Annotated in this window: 18 protein-coding genes; 13 read left to right on the top strand and 5 right to left on the bottom strand. The window is 60.3% G+C overall.

Going from position 1 to position 26,243, the window contains the following annotated elements:
• Positions 1–7 precede the first annotated feature (7 nt).
• The 5 genes from etfB (at position 8) to AC1RT4_RS06995 (ending at position 10,573) form a co-directional block, all read left to right on the top strand.
• Positions 8–778 (top strand): electron transfer flavoprotein subunit beta, encoded by a 771-nt coding sequence (etfB, locus tag AC1RT4_RS07015; protein ID WP_493084633.1) that lies wholly within the window; start codon positions 8–10, stop codon positions 776–778.
• Between the two features lie 1,230 nt (positions 779–2,008).
• A complete protein-coding gene (locus AC1RT4_RS07010; RefSeq protein WP_493084631.1) occupies positions 2,009–5,461 on the top strand; it encodes a GMC family oxidoreductase N-terminal domain-containing protein in 3,453 nt (1,150 codons plus the stop codon).
• Positions 5,462–5,623: 162 nt separating this feature from the next.
• Positions 5,624–7,492 carry a c-type cytochrome gene (locus AC1RT4_RS07005; protein WP_493084630.1) on the top strand — a complete coding sequence of 623 codons (1,869 nt, stop codon included), beginning with the start codon at positions 5,624–5,626 and terminating at the stop codon, positions 7,490–7,492.
• A 25-nt stretch (positions 7,493–7,517) separates the two neighbouring features.
• Positions 7,518–8,762, top strand: coding sequence for a metallophosphoesterase family protein (locus AC1RT4_RS07000; protein WP_493084628.1), 1,245 nt, complete (start codon positions 7,518–7,520; stop codon positions 8,760–8,762).
• Between the two features lie 161 nt (positions 8,763–8,923).
• The gene (locus tag AC1RT4_RS06995; protein WP_493084626.1) at positions 8,924–10,573 is read left to right on the top strand and encodes a phosphoinositide-specific phospholipase C-related protein; all 1,650 of its coding nucleotides are present in this window, start codon (positions 8,924–8,926) and stop codon (positions 10,571–10,573) included.
• Between the two features lie 65 nt (positions 10,574–10,638).
• Here AC1RT4_RS06995 and gbca read toward each other — a convergent pair whose 3' ends face one another.
• Complete coding sequence (gene gbca / locus AC1RT4_RS06990; RefSeq protein WP_127800304.1) at positions 10,639–11,931, bottom strand: glycine betaine monooxygenase oxygenase subunit; 1,293 nt, start codon at positions 11,929–11,931, stop codon at positions 10,639–10,641.
• A 281-nt stretch (positions 11,932–12,212) separates the two neighbouring features.
• Between gbca and gbcB the strand changes: the two genes are divergently transcribed.
• On the top strand, positions 12,213–13,313 hold the full coding sequence (gene gbcB, locus AC1RT4_RS06985) for a glycine betaine monooxygenase reductase subunit (RefSeq protein ID WP_493084624.1): 1,101 nt from the start codon (positions 12,213–12,215) through the stop codon (positions 13,311–13,313).
• A gap of 450 nt (positions 13,314–13,763) precedes the next feature.
• Here gbcB and AC1RT4_RS06980 read toward each other — a convergent pair whose 3' ends face one another.
• The 4 genes from AC1RT4_RS06980 to AC1RT4_RS06965 all read right to left on the bottom strand — a co-directional run bounded on the left by AC1RT4_RS06980 (position 13,764) and on the right by AC1RT4_RS06965 (position 17,768).
• On the bottom strand, positions 13,764–15,212 hold the full coding sequence (locus AC1RT4_RS06980; protein ID WP_493084622.1) for a hypothetical protein: 1,449 nt from the start codon (positions 15,210–15,212) through the stop codon (positions 13,764–13,766).
• Positions 15,209–15,694 carry an Hcp family type VI secretion system effector gene (locus AC1RT4_RS06975; RefSeq protein ID WP_493084620.1) on the bottom strand — a complete coding sequence of 162 codons (486 nt, stop codon included), beginning with the start codon at positions 15,692–15,694 and terminating at the stop codon, positions 15,209–15,211. Before AC1RT4_RS06975 ends, AC1RT4_RS06980 begins: the two co-directional genes overlap by 4 nt.
• A gap of 87 nt (positions 15,695–15,781) precedes the next feature.
• The gene (locus AC1RT4_RS06970) at positions 15,782–16,606 is read right to left on the bottom strand and encodes an SDR family oxidoreductase (protein ID WP_493084618.1); all 825 of its coding nucleotides are present in this window, start codon (positions 16,604–16,606) and stop codon (positions 15,782–15,784) included.
• A gap of 121 nt (positions 16,607–16,727) precedes the next feature.
• Positions 16,728–17,768, bottom strand: coding sequence for a threonine aldolase family protein (locus AC1RT4_RS06965; RefSeq protein WP_007959802.1), 1,041 nt, complete (start codon positions 17,766–17,768; stop codon positions 16,728–16,730).
• Positions 17,769–17,896: 128 nt separating this feature from the next.
• Between AC1RT4_RS06965 and AC1RT4_RS06960 the strand changes: the two genes are divergently transcribed.
• The 7 genes from AC1RT4_RS06960 (at position 17,897) to purU (ending at position 26,240) form a co-directional block, all read left to right on the top strand.
• A complete protein-coding gene (locus AC1RT4_RS06960; RefSeq protein WP_493084615.1) occupies positions 17,897–18,607 on the top strand; it encodes a TraX family protein in 711 nt (236 codons plus the stop codon).
• A gap of 156 nt (positions 18,608–18,763) precedes the next feature.
• Positions 18,764–20,017 carry a serine hydroxymethyltransferase gene (gene glyA / locus AC1RT4_RS06955; protein WP_007959804.1) on the top strand — a complete coding sequence of 418 codons (1,254 nt, stop codon included), beginning with the start codon at positions 18,764–18,766 and terminating at the stop codon, positions 20,015–20,017.
• A 20-nt stretch (positions 20,018–20,037) separates the two neighbouring features.
• The gene (locus tag AC1RT4_RS06950) at positions 20,038–21,288 is read left to right on the top strand and encodes a sarcosine oxidase subunit beta (protein WP_003206307.1); all 1,251 of its coding nucleotides are present in this window, start codon (positions 20,038–20,040) and stop codon (positions 21,286–21,288) included.
• Positions 21,289–21,301: 13 nt separating this feature from the next.
• Positions 21,302–21,631 (top strand): sarcosine oxidase subunit delta, encoded by a 330-nt coding sequence (locus tag AC1RT4_RS06945; protein ID WP_007959805.1) that lies wholly within the window; start codon positions 21,302–21,304, stop codon positions 21,629–21,631.
• A complete protein-coding gene (locus AC1RT4_RS06940; RefSeq protein ID WP_085608922.1) occupies positions 21,628–24,645 on the top strand; it encodes a sarcosine oxidase subunit alpha in 3,018 nt (1,005 codons plus the stop codon). The genes AC1RT4_RS06945 and AC1RT4_RS06940 overlap by 4 nt, the downstream gene beginning before the upstream one ends.
• 55 nt (positions 24,646–24,700) lie before the next feature.
• Positions 24,701–25,333, top strand: a complete 633-nt coding sequence (locus tag AC1RT4_RS06935) for a sarcosine oxidase subunit gamma (protein ID WP_064599941.1) — start codon at positions 24,701–24,703, stop codon at positions 25,331–25,333.
• A 49-nt stretch (positions 25,334–25,382) separates the two neighbouring features.
• Positions 25,383–26,240 carry a formyltetrahydrofolate deformylase gene (gene purU, locus AC1RT4_RS06930; RefSeq protein WP_007959808.1) on the top strand — a complete coding sequence of 286 codons (858 nt, stop codon included), beginning with the start codon at positions 25,383–25,385 and terminating at the stop codon, positions 26,238–26,240.
• Positions 26,241–26,243: the final 3 nt, after the last annotated feature.

The raw sequence follows: 26,243 nt of genomic DNA, 5'->3' as shown, positions 1-26,243 counted from the left end.
AACGGTTATGAGCACAAAGATCATCAGTCTGGTTTCAATCGGCGCCCACCCGACCTCCGGCCGCCCGCGCCGCGCCGATCAGGACGCCCGCGCGGTGGAGCTCGGCCTGCAACTGGCGGGGGACAGCCTGCAAGTGCTGCATGCCGGCGACATCGCGGAACCGGCGCTGCGCGCCTATCTGGGCATGGGGCTTGCGCAGATGCATGTGCTGGAACAACCGGCCGGTGCCGACGCGTTGCCGGCGTTGACCGACTATCTGCGTGATGCCGGTGCCCAAGTGGTGTTGACCGGCAGCCAGGCGGAAACCGGTGAAGGTTCGGGGATGCTGCCGTTCCTGCTGGCCGAAGGCTTGGGCTGGCCGCTGGTGGTGGGGTTGGCGCAGGTCGAGTCGATCAACGATGGCTCGGCGCTGGTGCTGCAAGCGTTGCCCCGTGGGCAGCGCCGCCGGTTGAAGGTGCGCCTGCCGTTTCTGGCGACTGTGGATAACGCTGCGCCCAAGCCTCGGCAAAGTGCTTACGGCCCGGCGCGGCGTGGCGCTCTCCAGGCTAAAGATGTGGAAGTGGTGGATGACGAATTGCTGGCGGTGGCGACCCTGCAACCGGCCAAGCCCCGGCCGAAACGGTTGAAGGTGATCAAGGCCAAGAGCGGGGCTGACCGGATGAAGGCGGCGACGGCGAAGGCCAGTGGGGGTGGGGGGCAGGTGCTCAAGGGTGTGACTGCTGAGGCCGGAGCTGAAGCGATTTTGAAGTTGTTGATCGAAGAAGGTGTTGTCCGCTAGAAGCCCCTCACCCTAGCCCTCCCGAAACGTCGGACCGCCCGGAGGGAGAGGGGACTGACCGAGGTGTATAGGCCATTTACATCGACCTGCGACCAGAGCGGTGACCTTGGTTCGCCAAGCCTCGATCACTCTCTCACCTGATTCGAGAAAACCTGAGGTCACGATGAAGGCTCAGGTCGATGTACCTCGCGAGATCACCACCGTAGGCTCCCTCTCCCCCCGGGAGAGGGCTGGGGTGAGGGCAGCGGTCACAAGCCACCCACTCACTGGAAATTACACACAATCCCTGTTAACCACTCTGTGGATAACATGTTCACCCCTCTCCAAACCCCATACAAACCAAGCCCTCCAGCACCAAGATCAAAAAACAACCAGCCTAACTCGCGGTTTTTTCTGAGTTTTTCCCCAGAACAACTCCCAGACTTGCCCCCAATCTCTGTTGGCGCTTCTGTGGATAAGATGTTCGCTATCCGCTGCAAGCCATATAAACCGTGGCTTACAAGGATCTGATCAAAAAACGTTCAATTCAGCGTTTTAACCCACCAACCTCCACGCAAACCCCGATTTATCAACGCCTCCAGCGCTTTTCCACAGCACCCGACAAGTTACCCCCGAACTCTGTTGGCGCTTCTGTGGATAAGGTGTTCGCCATCCTCTGCAAGCCACGTAATCCGTGCCATGTGGTGGATTGGTCATAAAATGCTCAATCGCTAATGCAAACCCTGCTTCTGGATAAGTCACGAATTTTCTTCACAAAACCCCGATTATTTTTCCAGGTCATCCACAGTTGTCCCCATTAGCTGTGGGTGTCTATGTGGATAACTTGTTCGCCAAACCCTGCAACCCCCGGCGGGCTTAGTCCAAAAGGCAATTGATCAGATTTCATACAGTTCTAAGAGGCTGCCTTGACTTCGATCCGGTGCCTGTCTTCACTGCAATGGCACAAGGACAGCCGTCACTTATCCACATCTGGTTCAGGGAGAACGCGTGATGGATACCCAGCCACACCGCTTACCCCTCAATCCCTGCACGCTCCGCGCGCTGCCGGCACCTTCGCCGCGAAAGCGCACGTTGCGTCGTGCCGCCAATCAGCACGCCCGTCTGTAGCGCCTGATTCCTGCCCAAACCGCTGTACTGCCGTCGGGATTCCCCGAAGGCCAGGTGCCCGTTCGCCCATTGATTGCAGGCAACCGCAGAGTTGCCCCATCTGCCTGAGAGAGGAACCACCTCATGACACGGATCGCAACGCCCATCAGCGAAATCAAGGAACACTACGACGTGATCGTCATCGGCTCCGGGTACGGCGGCGGCATTGCCGCGTCGCGCCTGTCCCGGGCCGGTAAAAAGGTCTGTCTGCTGGAACGCGGTCGGGAAATCCAGCCCGGCGAATACCCCAACACCATGATCGCCGCGACCGAGGAATTGCAGGTACACGATCCGGACGGCCACATCGGCTCGCGCACCGGTCTGTTCGACCTGCACGTCAACGCTCAGCAGAACGTGGTGGTCGGTTGCGGCCTCGGCGGCACATCGCTGATCAATGCCAACGTTTCCCTGGAGCCGACCGTTGATGTGTTCCAGGATCCGCGCTGGCCATTGGCGGTGCGCGAGGACCACGACGGCTTGCTCCAGTTGGGTTACCAAAAGGCCCGGGAGATGCTCAAGCCCAATCCCTACCCGAGCACCTCGCCGAACCTGCCGAAGCTTGATGCCAACAAAAAATCCGCAGACTTCCTCAAGCAAGGTGCGCACTTCTACAAGCCGCCGATCAACGTGACCTTCGACAAACTGCCCAACAACCTCAACCACGTCGGCGTCGAGCAACTGCCGTGCAACCACTGCGGCGACTGCGTTTCGGGCTGTAACAACAAGGCCAAGAACACCACGCTGATGAACTACCTGCCGGACGCCACCAATCACGGCGCGGAGATTTTCTGCCAGGCGCAGGTGCGGCATCTGGAGCGCGACGGAAACGGTTGGATCGTGCACTTCCAGTACCTCGACAGTGGTCGCGAGAAATTCGACGCACCGACCTTGTTCGTGAAGGCCGACATTGTTGTGGTCTCCGCGGGCACCCTCGGCTCCACCGAAATTCTGCTGCGCTCGCGGGATAAGGGCCTGGTGATGTCCGGCCAGCTCGGCGAAAACATGAGCGGCAATGGCGACATCCTCGGCTTCGGCCATAACTGCGAGCAGACCATCAACGGCATCGGCTTCGGCGCGCACTCGGCCAAGGAAATGCAACCGGTCGGCCCGTGCATCACCTCGATCATCGACATGCGCACCGAGGGTGACCGCAGCAGTCGCATGGTCATCGAGGAAGGTTCGATCCCCGGCGCGCTTGGCCGGCCGATGGTGCCGGCGATGGCCGGGTTCGCCGAGATGATCGGCAAGCCCACCGACGACAGCTTCAGCGGAAAAGTGAAGTACAAGGAGCGCGAAGCCGAAAGCTTCCTGCGTGGCCCGTATCACGGCGCGCTGCACAACATGCAGACTTACCTGATCATGAGCCACGACAGCGGCCAGGGACGCATGGTCCTCGACAGCAAGGATCAACTGCGCATCGACTGGCCGGGTGTCGGCGAGCAGGAAAACTTCAAGATCGGCAACGAACGGCTGTACCAGAGCACCAAGGCCCTGGGCGGAATCTGGGTCGAGAATCCGATCTGGACCAAACTGCTCAAGCACAGCATCGTCTCGGTGCATCCGCTGGGCGGTTGCGTGATGGGCGAAGACGCCGGACAAGGCGTGGTCAACCACAAGGGGCAGGTGTTCAGTGGCGCCAGTGGCACCGATGTCTACGTCAACCTGTACGTGACCGACGGCGCGGTGATCCCGACCTCACTGGCAGTCAATCCGCTGCTGACCATCTCCGCCGTGAGCGAGCGGAACATGGGCCTGCTGGCCGCCGATCGTGGCTGGACGATCGACTACACGCTGCCATCGGCGCCGCGCAAACAGACCGCGCCGCCGACCCTCGGCGTGCAGTTCACCGAAACCATGAAGGGCTACTTCTCTCGCGCTTTCACCGCCGCGCAAAGCACCGACTTGAAGGTTTATGAGGCGGCAGCCAAACGCGGCGAAGCGGACAACTCGCCGATCGACTTCACCCTGACCATCACCGCCAATGACCTCAACCGGATGATCAAGGAACCGGAACACGCCGCGACCATCGTCGGCACGGTGATCGCCCCGGCGCTGTCGCCGGAACCGCTGACCGCCAGCAACGGCGTGTTCAACCTGTTCGAGCAGTTCGAGCAGCAGGTCGATACGCGCCACATGAAGTACGACATGAAGCTGACCGCCGAGGACGGCCGCGATTATTTCTTCAGCGCCTTCAAGACCGTGCCGGAAGACAACGGCGTGCTGAATATCTGGCACGACACCAGCACCCTCTACGTGACGCTGTATCGCGGGCCGGACAAGACCGGCGAAGTGATCGGCTCCGGGGTGATGCACATCAAACCGACCGATTTCGCCAAGCAGATGACCACCATGAAAGTCCTCAATGCGCGCAACGAGCGTGAGCGCATCGAAGGGCTGGCGCGGTTCGGCAAGTTCTTCGCCGGGATTCTCTGGGAGAGTTATGGCGGGGTGTTTGCCGGTGACAAATACTTCAACCCCGACGCGCCGCCACGGCTGAAACGGCCACTGGATGCGCCGACGCCGGCCGTGCATTTCTTCTCCACCGAAGACGGCGTGCAGTTGCGCCTGAGCCGCTATCAGGCCGGCAGCAAAGGCCCGGTGATGCTGGTGCACGGGTTGGGTGTGGGCTCGAACATCTTTTCTACCGATACGATCCAGACCAACCTGCTGGAGTTTCTCTGCAAACATGACTACGACGTGTGGCTGCTGGACTTCCGGGTGAGCATCCTGCTGCCGGCAAGCAAGAAGGAGTGGAACGGCGACCAGATTGCCCAGTACGACTTCAAGGCCGCCATCGCACAGATCCAGCAGGAAACCCAAGCCAAGGACGTGCAGTGCGTGGTGCATTGTTACGGCGCCACGACCTTCTTCATGTCGCTGCTCGCCGGTTTGCAGGGCGTGCGTTCGGTGGTCTGCTCGCAGATTGCCGCCGACACGGTGGTCGCGACGGCAACGGGGCTGAAGGCCGGTCTGCACCTGCCGGGGATGCTCGATGCGATCGGTATCAAATCGATGACCGCCTATGCCGACAGCAAGGAGAACTGGTTCAACCGGCTCTACGACAAGGCGCTCAACGGCTACGCGCGGATCGAAGCCCAGGGCTATTGCACCAACCCGGTGTGCCACCGCATCACCTTCATGTATGCCTCGCTGTACCGCCACGACACCCTCAACGAAACCCTGCACGACAACCTGCACGAACTGTTCGGCGAGTCGAACATCGAGACCTTCGAACACCTGGCGCTGATCGTGCGCAAAGGGCATCTGGTGGATTTCAAAGGGCACGACGTGTACATGCCGCACTTTGATCGGCTGACCATGCCGATCTGCTTCATCAGCGGTGCCGACAACCAGTGTTATCTGCCGGAAAGCACGCTCAAGACTTATCAGCGGGTTTGCGAGCAGCACGGGCCGGAACGCTACAGCCGGCATGTGGTGCCGGGTTACGGCCACATCGATTGCATGTTCGGCAAGAACGCGGTGGTCGATGTGTATCCGATCATCCTTGAACACCTGGAGAAAACAGCCCTCGGTTGATCTCGGACCGAGTCGTCCGCTTCGCGGGCAAGCCCGCTCCCACAGGTTTTGTGCCAGACACAAAATCAGCAGACACCCCAGTCCAATGTGGGAGCGGGCTTGCTCGCGAAGGCGGTAGGTCAGGCAATACATCTCTCGGGTTTGCACAAGGAAATGGATGACATGGACAGCTACATCCGCTGGTTTCAACGCTTCATCTGGCTCGGCATTGCGATGAACATGGTGTTCGCGATCCCGGCGCTGTTCGCGCCGGGGTTGCTGACATCGGTGGTCGGCCTGCCGCCGCAACTCTCCGACCCGTGGCTGGAAAACGCCGGGATGCTGCTGGTCGGCATCAGCGTGTTCTACATGCCGTCGGGCTTCAACGCGCCGCGCTACGTGGTGCATTCCTGGCTGTGCGTGCTGACGCGGCTGATCGCCGTGGCGTTCTGGATCTACCTGATCAACACCAGCAGCCAGGGCTCGGTGTTCGTGCCGATGCTGATGGGCGACCTGAGTTTCTTCCTGATCCTCGGCATCCTGCTGTACCTCGGCACCACGCCTGAAAACCGGCCACTGGCGCTGCTCTGTGACGGCTGGCGCGAATGGCGGGCGGCGTGGGCGCGGCAGTGGCAGAGTCACGCGTTCAAGGTCGGCACGCTGGTCGTCGTGGCGCTGCTGGCGTTCATCGGTTACCAGACTTGGTACCAGATGCTGCGCGTGGTGCCGGAGCAGGATTACGCCTCCGACGAAGATCACTACAAATACGCCGCGATTGGCCTGGGTATCGAAGCGCGGATTCCCTATTACCTGTTCTCGGTATTGCCGCAGATGTGCCCGGAAAAACTGCCGAAACCCGGCGGCTGGGAAGTCTTCGGTTTCCTGTTCGAGAACGGCAAGGACCTGCCGATCGGCATGGCCAAGCGACAGATCGGCTACCCGACCGTCGAGCCGAACTGCGCGCTTTGCCACACGGGTTCCTACCGGGCGAATGCCAGCGACGTCGCGGTGAATGTACCGAGCGCCCCGGCCAACACTCTGCAACTGCAAGCTTTCCAGTGGTTCGCCTACGATTGCGCCAGCGATCCGAAATTCACCACTGACGCGGTGATGGCGGCGATCAACAGCAAGTTCCAGCTCGGCTTTTTCGAGCGGATCTACAACCGCTACCTGATCATCCCGATGGCCAAGACCGCGCTGCTCAAACAGAAGCAGGCCTACGCCTGGCAGAAGCTGCGCCCGCAACAGGGGCCGGGGCGCACCGACACTTTCAACCCGACGAAAATGGTGGTGTTCGGCTTCCCGGATGACTCGACCATCGGCACCGTCGACCTGCCGCAAGTGTGGAACCAGAAACCCCGGGAATCGATGTACCTGCACTGGGACGGCAATAACAACAAGATCCACGAGCGCAACTACGCCGCCGCGATGGCCGTGGGCGCGACGCCGGAATCGGTGCTGCCGCCGAGTTTCAACCGGGTGACCAACTGGCTGCTCGGACACAAGGCGCCGGCGTGGCCGTGGGCACTGGATCAGGCAAAAGTCGCCCGAGGCAAACCGGTGTGGGAGGCTAACTGCGCGGGTTGTCACGATTTCGGTCGCGTCGACACCGGGCAAGTCACCACCAACATCGACCAGCTCGGCACCGATCCGCACCGGCTGAACTCGTTCACCACCGGCCTGGTGGCAGCGTTCCACACCTTCAAGAAACCGCCGTTCGATTTCGGCGCCTATCGCAAGACCCAGAGCTACAGCAACACGCCCACCGACGGCATCTGGCTGCGTGCGCCGTACCTGCACAACGGTTCGGTGCCGACCCTGTGGGACTTGCTGCAACCGCCGGAAAAACGTCCGCAGGTGTTCATCACCGGCTCCGATGTCTACGACCCGGTCAACGTCGGCTTCGTCACCAGCGGCGCCCAGGCCAAAGCCTCGGCGGATTTCACCTACGACACGCGCCTGGAAGGCAATCACAACAGCGGTCACCTGTACGGCACGACGCTGTCGGACGACGACAAGCGTGCGCTGATCGAATTCATGAAAACCCTGTGAACCCTTACGGATAGAGGATTACGTCATGTCAGCGGTCGGTCATCTGAAACACGAATACGACAAGGTCAAGGTGCGCCTGCACGGCTTGTTCACGCGCATCGAAATGGCCTGGATGAAGCTCATCAGCGAGCTCGAACCCAAGGAATTCGAGGCCATCATCAAGTTGCTCCAGCGCGGTCACGATCAGGCGCAATACGTGCTCAAGCACGGCGAGCTGCCGGACGACGAGCCGGCGGTGCCGTGGGAGTTGTCCCATGGCCTGTCGATCCTGCGCATCGGCAACGCGACGCCGCTGCCGCAATCGCCCGATCAACTGCAAACCAAGGTGCTCAAGGACGGCACGCTGCTGGGCTGTCGCAAGTGGGAGCTGCTGGATCTGCTGTGGAGCGAGGCGCTGCTCAAGTGGATCGAAAACCTGCGCCATCACGCAACCTTCGGCACCGATCCGGCGCTGGTGAAAATGGAACGCGAAGTGACGCTGGCAATTGCCGGCGACTGGGGCACGGGGCCGTTCAACAGCCATGCGCCGGCGGTGTCGGTGGCCAACCAGATGCAACTGGCCAATGCCGATTTCACCATTCACCTGGGGGATGTCTATTACGCCGGTACCCACTCCCAGGAAGACACCGACATGGCGGGCTGGCCGATGGGCACCCACGGCTCGTTCACCCTCAATTCCAACCACGAGATGTACAGCGGCGCCCACGGCTATTTCAAGGAGCTGGCCGCGCGTTTTCCGGGGCAGCAGGGCACCAGCTACTTTGCCCTGATCAACGACGACTGGCTGATTGTCGGGCTGGACACGGCGTACGCCTCGGACGTCATGAACCTGTACATGGACGGCACGCTGAACAAGCCGCAGATCGAGTGGATGAAGGGCTTGCCGAAACGCAAGAAACTCATGGTGCTCAGCCACCATCAGGGCTTCGACATCACCGGGCACAACAAGACCGCGCTGTATCAACCGGTGTGCGATGCACTGGGGCGCGAGCCGGATTACTGGTACTGGGGGCACCTGCACAACGGTATCGTCTACGCGCCGCAAGGTGGACTGCATGCGCGTTGTGCCGGCCACGGAGCGATTCCTTACGGCACCACCAGCGAGCTGAACGGACATTCGCGGGTGCTGTTTTCGGAGACGAAGGATGCAAACGATCCGGACTATCCGCTGCGGGTGTTGAACGGCTACGCGAAAATTCGACTGGATGGGGAAAACATTGTTGAAGAGTTTATCGCCGAGAATGGAGAAGTTCGCTGGCGATCGATCTAGTGTATTTAACTAAAGTGCGCCCGATTGGGCGCATTTTTGTTTTTCAAACTGATAACAACATTCTGAACGATATATTCGATATACGGCTCGTTTAATTTTTCGGTTAATAAGTTGCCGGCAGTCATTCGATTGTCGGGACTTGTATCATGGAAGATTGAACGATGTTTACTATCAAGAAAACAGTGTTGTTGCTGGGGCTCTTGTGTACCCAGCTTGGTTCTTTGTCGTTAGTGTCCGCCGCTGAAACTGCGCCGGGTATCAATAACTTCAAGAAGCCATTTAACGAATATTCGTGGGTCACTGCTCACAATGGTTATCTGGATGACATGCGCACTCAGCTCAATCGGGGCGTTCGTGGTTTCATGCTGGACTTGCACCCCGGTACTGTTGGGGGCGTGACGGATGCCTATCTGTGCCATACCGGTGATACGGGCACTTGCAGTTTCACTGACCCGAAGTTTGCCGATACGTTGAACAATGTGTTCCTGCCTTTCCTGCGCGGTAATCCCAATGCCGTGGTAACGCTGTTGCTCGAAACCCGGGTGGAAAAGGCCAGCCTGACTCGCGCGATCAGTCAGGTACCGGGATTGGCGGACTGGGTATTTGATCCTGCGGCCTACAGGAACTCGGCCACCTGGCCGACTCTGGAACAAATGATCGGCAGCGGAAAGCGTTTGGTGATTCTCACCGACAGACATGAAGGCGCGTATCCGGTCAATGGCAAAACCGTCAATGTACTGCTCGATAACCAGTGGGAAAGCCAGAACCACTGGGACTTGGGCGTTACTTCGCTCAATCATGATTGGAGCTGCCCGTCGCGCTGGACGAATTACTATCCGACGGTCGCGGCGAGTGGCTTTGAAAGATGGCCCCGACTGTTCGTGATGAACCAGTTTCATTCCTGGGGCGCGACATCGCTGCATGCGGGCAGCACCGACAACAACCTGACCTGGCTTGAGCGCCGTGTGGATAACCATTGTGCAAGCGCACTGGGCAAACGCACCGCGCCCAACTTCATGACGATTGATTTCAATCAGGCGGGCGATGCATTTCCCTATTCAGCCGCATTGACCCAGGGTGGTTTCTACTTCTACTCGAAAAACAACGTGGACAAGACCGGTGACAGTGTCTGTGTGGTTCCGGCGGGGCAGGATCTTGATTTCAGCTTGCCTGCACGGGGCTGTGAGAGAGATGAAGCGCGCTCGCTTGAGTTGCGCGGGATCGCCAAAGGTACGCGTCTCAGTGTCTATGACTCGACCGGTGGCAATACCAGTGATGATTACACTTATGTAGATGTGAAGCGTGATATCGGAATCAATGAGTCAGTGAAACTCGGCAGTTTCGAATCCAACTTTGAAAATGCCGATATCAAAGTGACCCATGTTCATAATAACGGTCTGGATGGAAAAATCTCGCGTATCTCGATAGGGAAAACGCCTGCACCAGGAGACTTTCGTGACGCGAGCGTAGTGTTCTACGAGGGGAATTCCGCCACTCAGAATGTTGTGTGTACGGTAAACCTTGCGACTACCCGGGCATTCAACTTCAGTGGTGACTGTGATAACGATGAAGCGCGCTCCGCGAAGGTTCTGAAAGCCAAGGCAGGCTCCAGTTTCATGGTCTATGGAAATAAAAACATGAATGAAAACCAGGGTTACGCACGGGTTGATTTTTTAAGCGACATTACTACACCAGTGGTTATTGGCAGCTTCGAGAGGAGTTATAACGCGGGTGCCTATCGCGTTACTCGGGGCGGTCCAAGCAATACGCTGGATGGCCAGGTTTCGAGCATGAGAATCATGGCGCCGTAAGGCATGAAAAAAGAAACCCGCAGCGTCGGACGACGTCTGCGGGTTTTTTGTTCAACGGCGCGGGCTTAACCCTGAACCGGAACCCCCTTGAGGTACGGCGCAGGCTCGGCCCCCAGGTTGCTCAGCATCCGCTCGCTGTACCAATCCACGAAGTTGACCACGCCGAACTCATAGGTCTTGGAGTACGGGCCCGGCTGGTATGCGGTGGAGTTGATCCCGCGTTGGTTCTCTTCAGCCAGACGACGGTCCTGATCGTTGGTCGCGTCCCACACCTGGCGCATGCGCTCGACGTCGTAGTCCACGCCTTCGACCGCATCCTTGTGCACCAGCCATTTGGTGGTGACCATGGTTTCCTGGGCGCTGATCGGCCACACGGTGAACACGATGATGTGGTCGCCCATGCAGTGGTTCCACGAGTGCGGCAGGTGCAGGATGCGCATCGAGCCCAGGTCCGGGTTCTTGATCCGGCCCATCAGCTTGGCGCAGCCCTGTTTGCCGTCCATGGTCATCGACACGGTGCCCTTGAGCAGCGGCATGCGCACGATGCGGTTGCGCAGGCCGAAACTGGCGTGGGCGTAAGGGATCTTCTCGGCTTCCCAGGCAGCAGCGGAGGCGGCGACGTGATCCTTGAACGCCTGATCGGCGCGCGGGTCGGTGACGTCGTCCCACTCCAGCAGGGTTTTCAGCAATTCAGGGTGCGAGCCGCCGCAGTGGTAGCACTCGCGGTTGTTTTCCAGCACCAGTTTCCAGTTGGCCTTCTCCATCAAGGTGGTGGTAATCGCCACCTTGGTGTTCTCCATGTCGTACGGTTCCATGTAGTGGTTCAGCGTCGACAGGAAGTCATCGATGGCCGGCGGGTTCTCCGCCAGGCTGATGAAGATGTAGCCGCCGGCGGTCTTCACGTTCACCGGTTTGAGGCCGTACTGCTTCATGTCGAAATCGGCGCCCATCTCGGTGCCGGCGAACAGCAGGCGACCGTCCAGCTCATACGTCCACTGGTGGTAGTGGCAGACCAGTTTGGCGACCTTGCCCTTGTCGCTGGTGCACAGGCGCGAGCCACGGTGGCGGCAGACGTTGTGGAACGCATGCACCACGCCTTCGGCGCCGCGAATGACGATGATCGGGTTCTTGCCGATCTGCAGGGTGATGTAGTTGCCCTTGGCCGGGATCTCGCAGGTCATGCCGGCGATCAACCACTCTTTCTGGAAGATCTCCTGCATGTCGATATCGAACAGCCGCTCGTCACTGTAGAACGGCTGCGGCAGGGAGTAGGTGCGCTCGCGTTCCTGCAGCATTTGTGCGGTGGCCTTGCGTGCGGGTTCCAGCGGGTCGCCCAGGCTGATTTTTGCGGTGTCCATCGATGTAATCCTCAAGGCCATCTGCGTGGCCGCGAAAGTGGCTGATCAGGGTTGCAGCGCAAGGTGTAAAGAATCTGTTTGTGTTGGGGGCGAGTGTGGGGCCGCCGCTGCCCGGAACCTTATCCATGGGCGACATGGTGCAATCTGTTCCCGACGCGCAACCCCCGGTGGTTGGGGGCTGGTCGCGATAAGTATGTCAATGTCGCGGATAGGTAAACGGGGCGTTCGCGCTATACGCAGAATCGCCACATGAAGGCCGACAGTCGGCCGTGGAGAACAGCATGTCGAACAGCTTCCTGAATCCGGTCACCACCCAGACCTGGGCCAATGGCCGACACATCGTCCGTTGCGTCAAAGTCATCCAGGAAACCTGGGATGTGCGCACTTTCTGCTTCATGGCCGACCAGCCGATCCTGTTCTTCTTCAAGCCCGGGCAGTTCGTGACCCTGGAACTGGAGATCGAAGGGCAGCCGATCATGCGTTCGTACACCATTTCCAGTTCGCCGTCGGTGCCGTACAGCTTTTCGGTGACCATCAAGCGGGTGCCGGGGGGCAAGGTATCCAACTGGCTGCACGACACCCTGCATGAAGGCCAGGAGCTGGCGGTGCACGGGCCGGTCGGGCTGTTCAACGCCATCGACTTTCCGAGCCCGAAAGTGCTGTACCTGAGCGGCGGTGTCGGCATCACACCGTGCATGTCCATGGCGCGCTGGTTCTATGACACCAACGGCAACGTCGACATGACGTTCATCCATAGCGCCCGCTCGCCGAAAGACATCATTTACCACCGCGAGCTGGAACACATGGCGTCGCGGATCGACAACTTCAGTCTGCATCTGATCTGCGAGAAACACGGGCTGGGCGAGCCGTGGGCCGGCTATCGCGGCTACCTCAACCACAAGATGCTGGAACTGATGGTGCCGGACTTCCTCGAACGCGAAGTCTTCTGCTGCGGCCCGACGCCGTACATGACGGCGGTCAAGCGCCTGCTGGAAAACGCCGGCTACGACATGAAGCGCTATCACGAGGAATCCTTCGGCGCCACGCCACCGGAAGCCCGCGCCGACGCGGTGGAACAGGCCGAACAGGCAGCGGAAGCACCGGAAGTGCCGGTGGCGGATCTGCACCTGGTGGAATTCACCTCGTCGGACAAGAGCATCCGCGTGGCCCCGGGCGAGACCGTTCATGCGGCGGCTGCCAAGGTCGGCCTGATGATCCCGAAAGCCTGCGGCATGGGGATCTGCGGGACGTGCAAGGTGCTCAAGCTGGGCGGCGAAGTGGAGATGGATCACAACGGCGGGATCACCGAGGACGACGAGGCGGAGGGGTACATTCTTTCTTGCTGCAGTGTGCCGAAGGGGGATGTGCGGATCGAATATTAAATTCAGTTTGGAGGCTTGGGGGCGATCTCCCATACGGGAGATCGTATGGGAATTATTAGTTGCTGTTTTAAATGATTTCGAGTACGGCGAGAAGCCCGAAGAACACAAACATGAATCCGGAAATTCGCTGATATTTATATAGTGTCAGCAGCGTGCGTTTAAAGTCTGGTGGGAAATTTATAATATCTGTTGCACTCACTTTTCCTTGGTAAATGTAGACTTCTGGGCGTTTCAAGAAACCGAAAATTTCTCCCATCATGTAGATTCGACCATGTATCCCGCCATGCCATAGCATCATGAGACCGCTTAAAATTGAGCTGTTCTGAAGGCTGCTGATTATTAGCTCTATTTTTGTTTTTGCGATATATAGCGATATGCAGTTAATTATTATGAGTATGGCGAAATTTATGATGTTTAGAATAATGAATGCATCTCTTGCAGTTTCATAACTCATCGGGTTTTCTCGTAAATCAATTCACCGGCGATTTCGCCGCCTTTTTCGCTCATATAGCCGACCGTAAAGGATCCGGCTCCCGCAACCAGTACCCCACACAGCACCCCGGCGATTCCTGCGGTGGATACCCCGATTGCTACGCAAATGGTGGAGGCCGCACTTGTACCCACAGCAGAACCGACAGCTCCACCCAGAAAGCTTCCGGCTTCGGTGTATTTCATCTTTTCGCATGCCTCGGCGCTCCCGTTCGTACAGACATCCTGAACCTTCATTGCCGAAGCTCCGCCACCTACGGCCGTACCAATCCAGCCACCATATTTGACGTATTGCGAGGCTTTCACTACGCCTTGAATGTGAGTGGCATATCCGGGTGCCTGGCCGATGCCGCCAGCCTTCCTCCAGCGGTGCACCAGGTGTGGATGCTCGATACCTAAAGCGATTTTGAGGTTTGGGTAATCAGGGAGGCCGATGACTTTCTTCGTCAATCCGGTGAGCTGTCCGTCCAGCCGTTGAAGTAATTCGGCGCGCCGCTTTTTGAATACCTTTGAATTCAGCCTTCCATTGGCCTTCATAGTGCTGTTATGCAAAGCCTCAATGTCGTTCAAGGCGGCTTTTATACCGTCCAGATGGTTGGCGGCCATAGCAGTACCAACACCAATAACTTTCGACCCATCGGAAAGCGTCCGTCTGATGACTTCATAGTGCTGCGCAAAAAAGTCCGCCTCCTCCATCGTCAACGGCTCAAGCGCCATGCTGACGATGTGCGCGGTTTCCATCAGCAGTGATTCTTCATAGGTGCATTGCTGATTGTTTGGGTCGCTCAGGACAATCAACGATCCGGCTTTCACAACGTCTTCCAGCGAATTCAGGCTTCTGAATTTGGCGATGACACTCGGGTTTGGCGACGGAAACAGCTGCGCCTGAAGGTCCTCGGTGGACACGCTTTTCGGCACGATATAGAACCCCGGCTCTTCGGGCGCCGGCAATTCCTGTGGCCAGTGCTCGCGGGGGACGATTCGCAGGTCGTTGACCGGACGCGGAGAGGAGAGCGGGGCTGAGTTCAGGCGTGTCACTTTCATGTTCTGCTGGTGAACGGCCCGCAGCAAACGTTCCGGATCGGGAATGGCTGCAGGCTGCGGGACCATCGACAAGCGTCGTGTCTTGGTCGTGCCGGTGATCGCTCCGTGCCTGTTTTGCTGCAGGACCCGAGACTGGTTCAGCAGGTTTTGTTGTTCCTGCACAAGCGCATGAACTCCCTGTTCCGGGGGCAGGCGTCCGGCAGCAACCTCCTCGGTGATGCGCTTGGCGAAATAGGCGACTCGTTGATTGAACTGCACCCGCGCGATGCCGAACGCCAGATGGCGAGCACTGGCGGTCAGCGCCTGTCCGAGCAAGTTGCCGGCGGCATCCTCAACGTCGCAGAGATCATGTGGTCGAGGGTTCAATCCTGGCTGCCCCACGAGGTATAGCCGGTGGTGCCCGCAATGTGGTGTACCCAACTGATCCCGCGGTAACGAATGGCCAGTTGTTCTTGAGGCTGGGCGTCGTTCTGCAGAATGACGTGGGGCACTTCCTGCGAGAGTTCAGCCAGAACGGCCCCATCGAGGGAGATTGAATAAAACTTCTCCTGCTGACCTTGAGGCGAGGTTCGGTAAAGGCTGATTGTGCATTCGAGTTCTTCGCTGTTCGAATGCGCCTGGGCCAGCAATGGGGAGGATTTGTCGACCGCTTTGGTGATGATGACCGGTTGGTGGATGGCTTTGCCGAGGTTGTTGTCGCGGCGCATTTCATGGCTCAAGGCGAACACCATGATTTCATCGGTATGGGCTTTCTGGTATTTGTTGCCGACCGATTCCGGGGTGGAACACCCGGCTGAAATAAGGCCTTGAGTCTTGCCGGTAATGGTCATGTAGGCAGGGTTCGCCATAGTCAGCACTCCTCGAAAAAGGAGGAAGTCTATGGCGAAGCCTGTTTGGTTTATGTAGGTCCTGGTGTAGGTCGATTCTGAAAATGCTCAGTCGATAAACAGGTCGGTCATCAACTTTGCATCACTCCCCGGTTCAAAACGGTAATGATCGAATCCGGTCACGCCGCTTTCGCGCAAAATCTCTTCATCAATCAACAACCGCCCGGTAATCCGCCGTCCGCTGCTGCCCAGAATCACATGCGCCGCATCCGCCATGATCGCCGGCGTCCGCGCATGCTTGAACGACTCCCGGTTGCCCAGCTGAAACTCGATCGCCGCCGTGGCAATCATGGTCTGCGGCCACAGCGAATTGACACTGATCCCGTAGTTGGCGAATTCCTCGCTCATGCCCACCGTCAGCATGCTCATGCCGTACTTGGTCACGGTGTAGGGGCTGTATTGCGCGAACCATTTGCTGGCCAGGTTCAGCGGCGGTGACAGGTTGAGAATGTGTCCGGAGGACTTCTTCAGATAGGGCAGGGCCGCCTGGCTGCACAGCAACACCGCGCGGGTGTTGATCTGGTGCATCAGGTCGAAACGCTTGAGTTCGATGTGCTGCACACCGGTCAACTTGATCGCCCCGGCGTTGTTCACCAGCGCATCGATCCCACCGAAATGTTCATTGGCCTGGGCCAGCGCCTGACGCACCGCGTCTTCATCCCGCACATCCAGTTGCAGCGCCAAAGCCTTGCCACCGGCCGCTTCGACTTCAGCGGCGACGCTGTGGATGGTGCCGGGCAACTTGGCGTGCAGCTCGGCGCTCTTGGCCGCGATCACGATATTGGCCCCGTCCTGTGCAGCCCGCAGCGCAATCTCGCGCCCGATGCCACGGCTGGCGCCGGTGATGAACAAGGTTTTGCCTTTTAGCGACATGCGCAAGCTCCTGCTTATTGTTATGTGAGCGATGGCTCGACAGACAATGTAGACGATGGAGCTGAAACGGGAGGGGAGGAGCGGTGGCGGGGGAGCAGGCTCCCGCGCCACGGGGAGGGAATCAGGCCGACATGACTTCGCGGATGTCGCGTGCCAGTTCACGCACGCGCTCTTCCTCGGTATCCCACGAGCACATGAAGCGTGCACCGCCCTTGCCGATGAAGGTGTAGAAGCGCCAGCCGCGCGCGGTCAGGGCGGCGATGGCCGGTTCCGAGAGTTGCAGGAACACGCCGTTGGCCTGGACCGGGAACATCAGTTCCACGCCCGGGATGTCGCTGACCAGTTCGGCCAGCAGTTGCGCGCAGTGGTTGGCGTGGCGGGCGTATTTGAGCCAGGCATCGTTTTCCAGAATGCCGACCCACGGCGCCGACAGAAAGCGCATCTTCGAGGCCAGTTGCCCGGCCTGTTTGCAGCGATAGTCGAAGTCTTCGGCCAGTTTGTGGTTGAAGAACAGGATCGCCTCACCCACCGCCATGCCGTTTTTCGTGCCGCCGAAGCACAGCACGTCGACGCCGGCCTTCCAGGTCAGGTCCGCCGGCGAGCAGCCGAGGAATGCGCAGGCGTTGGAGAAGCGCGCGCCGTCCATGTGCAGGTTCAGGCCCAGTTCCTTGCAGGTGTCGCTGATGGCGCGGACTTCTTCGGGGGTGTAGACGCTGCCGACTTCGGTGGCCTGGGTCAGGGTCACGACGCGCGGTTTCGGGTAGTGAATGTCCTGGCGCTTGAGCGCGACTTCGCGGATCGAGGCCGGGGTGATCTTGCCGTTTTCAGTACCGGCGATCAGCAGTTTCGAACCGTTGGAGAAGAATTCCGGTGCGCCGCATTCGTCGGTTTCGACGTGGGCGGTTTCCGAGCAGATCACGCTGTGGTAACTCTGGCACAGCGACGACAGCGCCAGCGAGTTGGCGGCGGTGCCGTTGAACGCGAAGAACACTTCGCAGTCGGTCTCGAACAGCTTGCGGAAATAATCGGAGGCGCGTGCTGTCCACTCATCGTCGCCATAGGCGCGCTGGTGGCCGTGGTTGGCCTGTTCCATGGCAGCCCAGGCTTCGGGGCAGATACCGGAGTAGTTGTCGCTGGCGAATTGTTGGCTCTTGTCGGTCATGGCCGGCTTCCGTGATCGAGGCGCTTGTGGCGCTTCGTGGGGTCAATGATGGTGCGCACTGTACCGAAGATCATCCGGGGAGCACACGGGATGTCGCTGTCAGAACATTACAGGGATGCGAGCCGATTATGCACCTGAGCCAGCGCGACGGCGCACTCGATCTGCTCAAGTGGCTGGCGCTGTTGAGCATGCTGCTCGATCACCTGCGATATGTCGGGATCAGCGCCGATTGGCTGTATGTGTCGGGACGGCTGGCGTTCCCATGGTTCTGCCTGGCGATGGCGGCGAATCTGGCCCGGGACGGCGCGCGCAAGACCGAATGGCGCTATCTGGGCTGGCTGCTTCTGTTCAGTCTGCTCAGCGAAATTCCCTACCGTTTGTACATTCCCGAGCCCGACACGTTGAATGTGATGCCCACGCTGGCGCTGGGCTTGCTGGTGGCGCGGGGCTGGCAGGATCCAACGCTGATTTCGCGACTGCTGGGCGTCAGCGCCTTGCTGTTGGCGGCGATGTTCCCGGAGCGACTGATGTTCGGTCTGTTCGGCGCTCTGCTGCCGCTGGCGATGTTGCTGGTGTTTCGCAAACCCTGGTATTTCAGCCTGCTGCCGGGTCTGCTGTGTCTGGCCGCGAATCAATGGCGGGTGCTCTACGAATCCGCGCAGTTCGGCAACATCGTCGCCATCCTCGGCATTGCGACCTGCCTGATCGCACCACTGCTCGGAATGTTCCTGTTGCGACACGCCACTTACCTCCACGCGCCACCCATGCGGCGCTGGGCGTATGCGCTCTATCCCGCGCATTTCATGGTTCTTCTGGCCTTGCGCCAGCTGCTTGTTTGAGTCCGTCGTCCCCACCATGTCGTAAACGCACCTTTGCGTGGCGTCCGTAGGCATTTGACCTCCCTGCGCCGGCCATACCATCGCATCAAAGGGCACTGGCTGAACGCCGTGCCTTACCGAGACGAATGGCGCACAGATGCCGCTGGGAGAGACGCGATGTTCAGCAAGCAAGACCAGATCCAGGGTTACGACGATGCACTGCTGGCGGCGATGAATGCCGAGGAGCAACGTCAGGAAGATCACATCGAGCTGATCGCGTCGGAGAACTACACCAGCAAACGCGTCATGGAAGCTCAGGGCAGCGGCCTGACCAACAAATACGCCGAAGGCTATCCGGGCAAGCGTTACTACGGTGGCTGCGAGCACGTCGACAAGGTCGAAGCGCTGGCCATCGAACGCGCCAAGCAACTGTTCGGTGCCGATTACGCCAACGTCCAGCCGCACTCCGGTTCTTCGGCCAACAGCGCCGTGTACCTGGCCCTGCTGCAAGCCGGCGACACCATCCTCGGCATGAGCCTGGCCCACGGCGGTCACCTGACCCACGGCGCCAAGGTGTCGTCCTCGGGCAAGCTGTACAACGCCGTGCAGTACGGCATCGACACCAAGACCGGCCTGATCGATTACGACGAAGTCGAGCGTCTGGCCGTCGAGTGCAAACCGAAAATGATCGTCGCCGGTTTCTCGGCCTACTCGAAAACCCTCGACTTCCCGCGCTTCCGTCAGATCGCCGACAAGGTCGGTGCGCTGCTGTTCGTCGACATGGCTCACGTCGCCGGTCTGGTGGCTGCCGGTCTGTACCCGAACCCGCTGCCGTACGCCGACGTGGTCACCACCACCACCCACAAGACCTTGCGCGGTCCGCGTGGCGGCCTGATCCTGGCCAAGTCCAACGAAGAAATCGAGAAGAAACTCAACGCCGCCGTATTCCCCGGCGCCCAGGGCGGCCCGCTGATGCACGTTATCGCCGGCAAGGCCGTGTGCTTCAAGGAAGCGCTGGAGCCGGGCTTCAAGGCCTATCAGCAACAAGTGATCGACAACGCCCAGGCGATGGCGAGCGTATTTATCAAACGTGGCTACGATGTAGTGTCCGGCGGCACCGACAACCACCTGTTCCTGGTCAGCCTGATCCGTCAGGGCCTCACCGGTAAGGACGCCGACGCCGCCCTCGGTCGCGCGCACATCACCGTCAACAAGAACGCCGTACCGAACGACCCGCAGTCGCCGTTCGTGACCTCCGGCCTGCGCATCGGCACCCCGGCGGTGACCACCCGCGGCTTCAAGGTGACCCAGTGCGTGACGCTGGCCGGCTGGATCTGCGACATCCTCGACAACCTCGGCGATGCCGATGTCGAGGCCAACGTCGCCCAGCAGGTTTCGGCCCTGTGCGCTGACTTCCCGGTTTATCGCTGAGCGTTCTGGAGTACATGACTATGCAACGCTATTCGGGCTTCGGCCTCTTCAAACACTCCCTCAGCCACCACGAAAACTGGCAGCGCATGTGGCGCACGCCGACCCCGAAAAAGGTCTACGACGTGGTCATCGTCGGCGGCGGCGGGCACGGTCTGGCGACGGCTTACTATCTGGCGAAAGAGCACGGCATCACCAACGTGGCCGTGGTCGAGAAGGGCTGGCTGGGCGGCGGTAACACCGCGCGCAACACCACCATCGTTCGCTCCAACTACCTGTGGGACGAGTCGGCGCACCTGTACGAACACGCGATGAAACTGTGGGAGGGCCTTTCGCAAGACCTGAACTACAACGTGATGTTCTCCCAGCGCGGCGTCTACAACCTGTGCCACACGCTGCAGGACATTCGTGATTCCGAGCGTCGGGTCAGCGCCAACCGCCTCAACGGCGTGGACGGCGAACTGCTCAACGCCAAGCAAGTCGCGGACGAAATTCCGTACCTCGATTGCTCGAAAAACACCCGCTACCCGGTGATGGGCGCAACCGTTCAGCGTCGCGGCGGCGTGGCCCGTCACGATGCCGTGGCGTGGGGCTTTGCCCGTGCCGCCGACGCCTTGGGCGTGGACCTGATCCAGCAGACCGAAGTGATCGGTTTCCGCAAGGAAAACGGCGTGTGCATCGGCGTTGAAACCAACAAGGGCTTCATCGGCGCCAAGCGCGTCGGCGTGGTCACCGCCGGTAACTCCGGGCACATGGCCAAGCTCGCCGGTTTCCGTCTGCCGATCGAATCGCACCCGCTGCAGGCGCTGGTGTCCGAGCCGATCAAGCCGATTATCGACAGCGTGATCATGTCCAACGCCGTGCACGGTTACATCAGCCAGTCCGACAAGGGCGACCTGGTGATCGGCGCCGGTATCGACGGCTACAACGGCTACGGCCAGCGCGGTTCGTACCCGGTGATCGAACACACCATCCAGGCCATCGTCGAGATGTTCCCGGTGCTGTCGCGGGTGCGCATGAACCGTCAATGGGGCGGCATCGTCGATACCACGCCGGACGCCTGCCCGATCATTTCGAAAACTCCGGTACCGAACATGTTCTTCAACTGCGGTTGGGGCACCGGCGGCTTCAAGGCCACACCTGGCTCGGGCAACGTGTTTGCCGCGAGTCTGGCCAAGGGTGAAATGCACCCGCTGGCCGCACCTTTCTCCATCGACCGTTTCCACAACGGTGCGTTGATCGACGAACACGGCGCTGCGGCTGTCGCCCACTAACAGGAGAAATCCCATGTTGCATATCTTCTGTCCTCACTGCGGCGAACTGCGCTCCGAAGAGGAATTCCACGCATCCGGCCAGGCGCACATCCCGCGTCCTCTGGACCCTGCAAGCTGCACCGACGAGGAGTGGGGCGACTACATGTTCTTCCGCGACAACCCGCGCGGTCTGCACCACGAGTTGTGGGATCACGTCGCCGGTTGCCGCCAGTACTTCAACGTCACCCGCGACACCGTGACCTACGAGATTCTCGAAACCTACAAGATCGGCACCAAGCCGCAATTCACCGACAAGGCTGACACTGCGAAAACAGCCACGACGGCGCTGGGAGAGAAGGTATGAGCCAGACCAATCGCCTGTCCAACGGTGGACGGATCGACCGCAACAAAGTGCTGAGCTTCACCTTCAACGGCCAGACCTACAAAGGGTTTGAAGGCGACTCGCTGGCCGCTGCATTGCTGGCCAACGGCGTCGACATCATTGGCCGCAGCTTCAAGTATTCGCGTCCGCGCGGCATCTTCGCCGCCGGTGCCGAAGAGCCGAACGCGGTGCTGCAGATCGGTGCCACCGAAGCCACCCAGATCCCTAACGTGCGCGCCACGCAACAGGCGTTGTACCAAGGCCTGGTCGCCACCAGCACCAACGGCTGGCCGAGCGTCAACAACGACATGATGGGGATTCTCGGCAAGGTCGGCGGCAAGCTGATGCCGCCGGGTTTCTACTACAAAACCTTCATGTACCCGCAATCGTTCTGGATGACTTACGAGAAGTACATTCGTAAGGCTGCCGGCCTTGGCCGCTCGCCGACCGAGAACGATCCGGACACCTACGACTACATGAACCAGCACTGCGACGTGCTGATCGTCGGCGCCGGCCCGGCCGGTCTGGCCGCAGCACTGGCTGCTGCCCGCAGCGGTGCCCGCGTGATCATCGCCGATGAACAGGAAGAGTTCGGCGGCAGCCTGCTCGACTCCCGCGAAAGCCTCGACGGCAAGCCAGCCGTGGAGTGGGTTGCCAGCGTCGTTGCCGAATTGAAGAACACCCCGGACGTGCTGCTGTTGCCGCGCGCCACGGTCAACGGTTACCACGACCACAACTTCCTGACCATTCACGAACGCCTCACCGATCACCTCGGCGACCGCGCTCCGATCGGCCAGGTGCGTCAGCGCATCCACCGCGTCCGCGCCAAGCGCGTGGTGCTGGCGACCGGCGCTCACGAGCGTCCGCTGGTCTACGGCAACAACGACGTGCCGGGCAACATGCTCGCCGGTGCCGTCTCGACTTACGTGCGCCGTTACGGCGTGGCACCAGGCAAGAAACTGGTGCTGTCGACCAACAACGATCACGCCTACCGCGTGGCGCTGGACTGGCTCGACGCCAGCCTGCAAGTGGTCGCCATCGCCGATGCCCGCAGCAATCCGCGCGGCGCACTGGTGGAAGAAGCGCGCGCCAAAGGCATTCGCATCCTCACCGGCAGCGCCGTGATCGAAGCCCGTGGCAGCAAGCACGTGACCGCTGCCCGCGTGGCGGCGATCGATGTCAAAGGCCACAAGGTCACTAGCCCGGGCGAATGGCTCGACTGCGACCTGATCGCCAGCTCCGGCGGTTACAGCCCAGTGGTTCACCTGGCATCGCACCTCGGCGGCAAGCCGATCTGGCGCGAAGACATCCTCGGTTTCGTACCGGGCGAAGCACCGCAGAAACGCGTGTGTGTCGGTGGCATCAACGGCGTCTACGGTCTCGGCGATTCCCTGGCCGACGGTTTTGAAGGCGGCGTGCGCGCTGCGTCCGAAGCCGGGTTCCAGAGCGTCGAAGCGGTCCTGCCGAAAGCCCTGAGCCGTCTGGAAGAACCGACGCTGGCGCTGTTCCAGGTGCCTCATGAAAAAGCCACTGCACGGGCGCCGAAGCAATTCGTCGACCTGCAGAACGACGTGACCGCCGCCGCCATCGAACTGGCGACCCGCGAAGGTTTCGAGTCGGTCGAGCACGTCAAACGCTACACCGCGCTGGGCTTCGGCACCGATCAGGGCAAGCTCGGCAACGTCAACGGTCTGGCGATTGCCGCCCGTTCGCTGAACGTGACCATCCCGCAGATGGGCACCACGATGTTCCGTCCGAACTACACGCCGGTCACTTTCGGCGCGGTAGCCGGTCGTCACTGCGGGCACATCTTCGAACCTGTGCGTTACACCGCACTGCATCAATGGCACCTGAAAAACGGCGCCGAGTTCGAAGACGTTGGCCAGTGGAAACGTCCGTGGTACTTCCCGAAAAACGGCGAAGACATGCATGCCGCCGTCAAACGCGAATGCAAGGCTGTGCGCGACAGCGTCGGTCTGCTGGACGCGTCGACCCTGGGCAAGATCGACATCCAGGGCCCGGACGCCCGTGAGTTCCTCAACCGCGTGTACACCAACGCCTGGACCAAGCTCGACGTGGGCAAGGCCCGTTACGGCCTGATGTGCAAGGAAGACGGCATGGTCTTCGACGACGGTGTGACGGCGTGTCTGGCCGACAACCATTTCGTCATGACCACCACCACCGGCGGCGCGGCTCGCGTACTGCAGTGGCTGGAGCTGTACCACCAGACCGAATGGCCAGAGATGAAGGTGTACTTCACCTCCGTCACCGACCACTGGGCGACCATGACCCTGTCCGGCCCGAACAGCCGCAAGCTGCTCAGCGCCGTGACCGACATCGACCTGGCCAATGAAGCGTTCCCGTTCATGACCTGGAAAGAAGGTCTGGTCGGCGGTGTGCCGGCGCGGGTGTTCCGCATCTCGTTCACCGGCGAGCTGTCATACGAAGTCAACGTCCAGGCCGACTACGCGATGGGCGTGCTGGAAAAAATCGTCGAGGCCGGCAAGCAGTACAACCTGACGCCGTACGGCACCGAGACCATGCACGTTTTGCGGGCCGAGAAGGGCTTCATCATCGTCGGCCAGGACACCGACGGCTCGATGACCCCGGACGACCTGAACATGGGCTGGTGCGTCGGTCGCACCAAACCGTTCTCGTGGATCGGCCAGCGCGGCATGAACCGTGAAGACTGCGTGCGTGACCAGCGTAAGCAGCTGGTGGGCCTGAAGCCGATCGATCCAAACGTATGGCTGCCGGAAGGTGCACAGCTGGTGTTCAACACCAAGCAGTCGATCCCGATGACCATGGTCGGCCACGTGACCTCCAGCTACGCGCACAACTCCCTCGGCTATTCGTTTGCCATGGGCGTGGTGAAGGGCGGTCTGAAGCGTCTGGGCGAGCGGGTGTTCGCACCGCTGGCGGATGGCAGCGTGATCGAGGCGGAAATCGTTTCTTCGGTGTTCTTCGATCCGAAAGGCGATCGCCAGAACATCTAATTGATCGCTCCCGCGCCTGGCGCGGGAGCGACACCGAATTCAGGAAGGGTGCTTTATGACCGCAGCCAACGTTTACCAACAACGCCCGACCACCGGGGCCAAGGCCGAGTCGTCGCTGCATCACGCCGACCTCGCCAGCCTGGTCGGCAAGGGCCGCAAGACCGCCGGCGTGACCGTGCGCGAGAAGAAACTCCTCGGCCATCTGACCATCCGTGGCGACGGCCACGATGCCGCGTTCGCGGCCGGCGTGCACAAGGCGCTGGGCATCGAGTTGCCGGGCGCCCTGAGCGTGATCGTCAAAGGTGAAACCAGCCTGCAATGGATGGGCCCGGACGAGTGGCTGCTGATCGTGCCGAGCGGTGAAGAGTTCGCCGCCGAGCAGAAACTGCGCGAAGCGCTGGGGGATCTGCACATCGCAATCGTCAACGTCAGCGGCGGCCAGCAAGTGCTGGAATTGAGCGGCCCGAACGTGCGTCAGGTGCTGATGAAATCCACCAGCTACGACGTGCACCCGAACAACTTCCCGGTCGGCAAGGCTGTGGGCACGGTGTTCGCCAAGTCGCAGCTGATGATTCGCCACACCGCCGAAGACACCTGGGAACTGCTGATCCGTCGCAGCTTCTCGGATTACTGGTGGTTGTGGTTGCAGGATGCGTCCGCCGAATACGGCCTTAGCGTTCAGGCGTAATGATCGTTCCCACGCTGTGCGTGGGGACGAGTAGAGGAGAAAAACGACAATGAGCCGCGCCCCGGATACATGGATTCTGACCGCCGACTGCCCCAGCGTTCTCGGCACCGTGGACGCGGTGACGCGTTTTCTGTTCGAGCAGGGTTGCTACGTGACCGAGCACCACTCGTTCGATGATCGCCTCTCGGGGCGTTTCTTCATTCGTGTGGAATTCCGTCAGCCCGACGGCTTCGACGAGCAATCCTTCCGCGCCGGCCTCGCCGAACGCGGTCAGGCGTTCGGCATGATCTTCGAGCTGACCGCGCCGAACTACCGGCCGAAAGTGGTGATCATGGTCTCCAAGGCCGATCACTGCCTCAACGACTTGCTCTATCGCCAGCGCATCGGCCAGTTGTCGATGGACGTGGCGGCGGTGGTGTCGAACCACCCGGACCTAAAGCCGCTGGCCGACTGGCACCAGATTCCCTACTACCATTTCCCCCTCGACCCGAACGACAAACCGGCCCAGGAGCGGCAGGTGTGGCAGGTGATCGAGGAGGCCGGCGCCGAACTGGTGATCCTCGCCCGCTACATGCAGGTGCTGTCACCGGAGCTGTGCCGCAAGCTCGATGGCAAGGCGATCAACATTCATCACTCGCTGCTGCCGGGCTTCAAGGGCGCCAAGCCGTATCACCAGGCCTACAACAAGGGCGTGAAACTGGTGGGCGCCACCGCGCACTACATCAACAACGACCTCGACGAGGGGCCGATCATCGCCCAGGGCGTCGAGGCGGTAGATCACAGTCATTACCCCGAAGACCTGATCGCCAAGGGCCGCGACATCGAAGGCCTGACCCTGGCCCGGGCCGTCGGGTATCACATTGAGCGGAGGGTGTTTTTGAACGCCAATCGCACCGTCGTTCTTTGAGTC

Source organism: Pseudomonas sp. GW821-FHT11D10 (assembly GCF_058808435.1).
The sequence above is the reverse complement of the archived record's forward strand: the minus strand, read 5'-3'. Positions and strand labels throughout refer to the sequence as shown.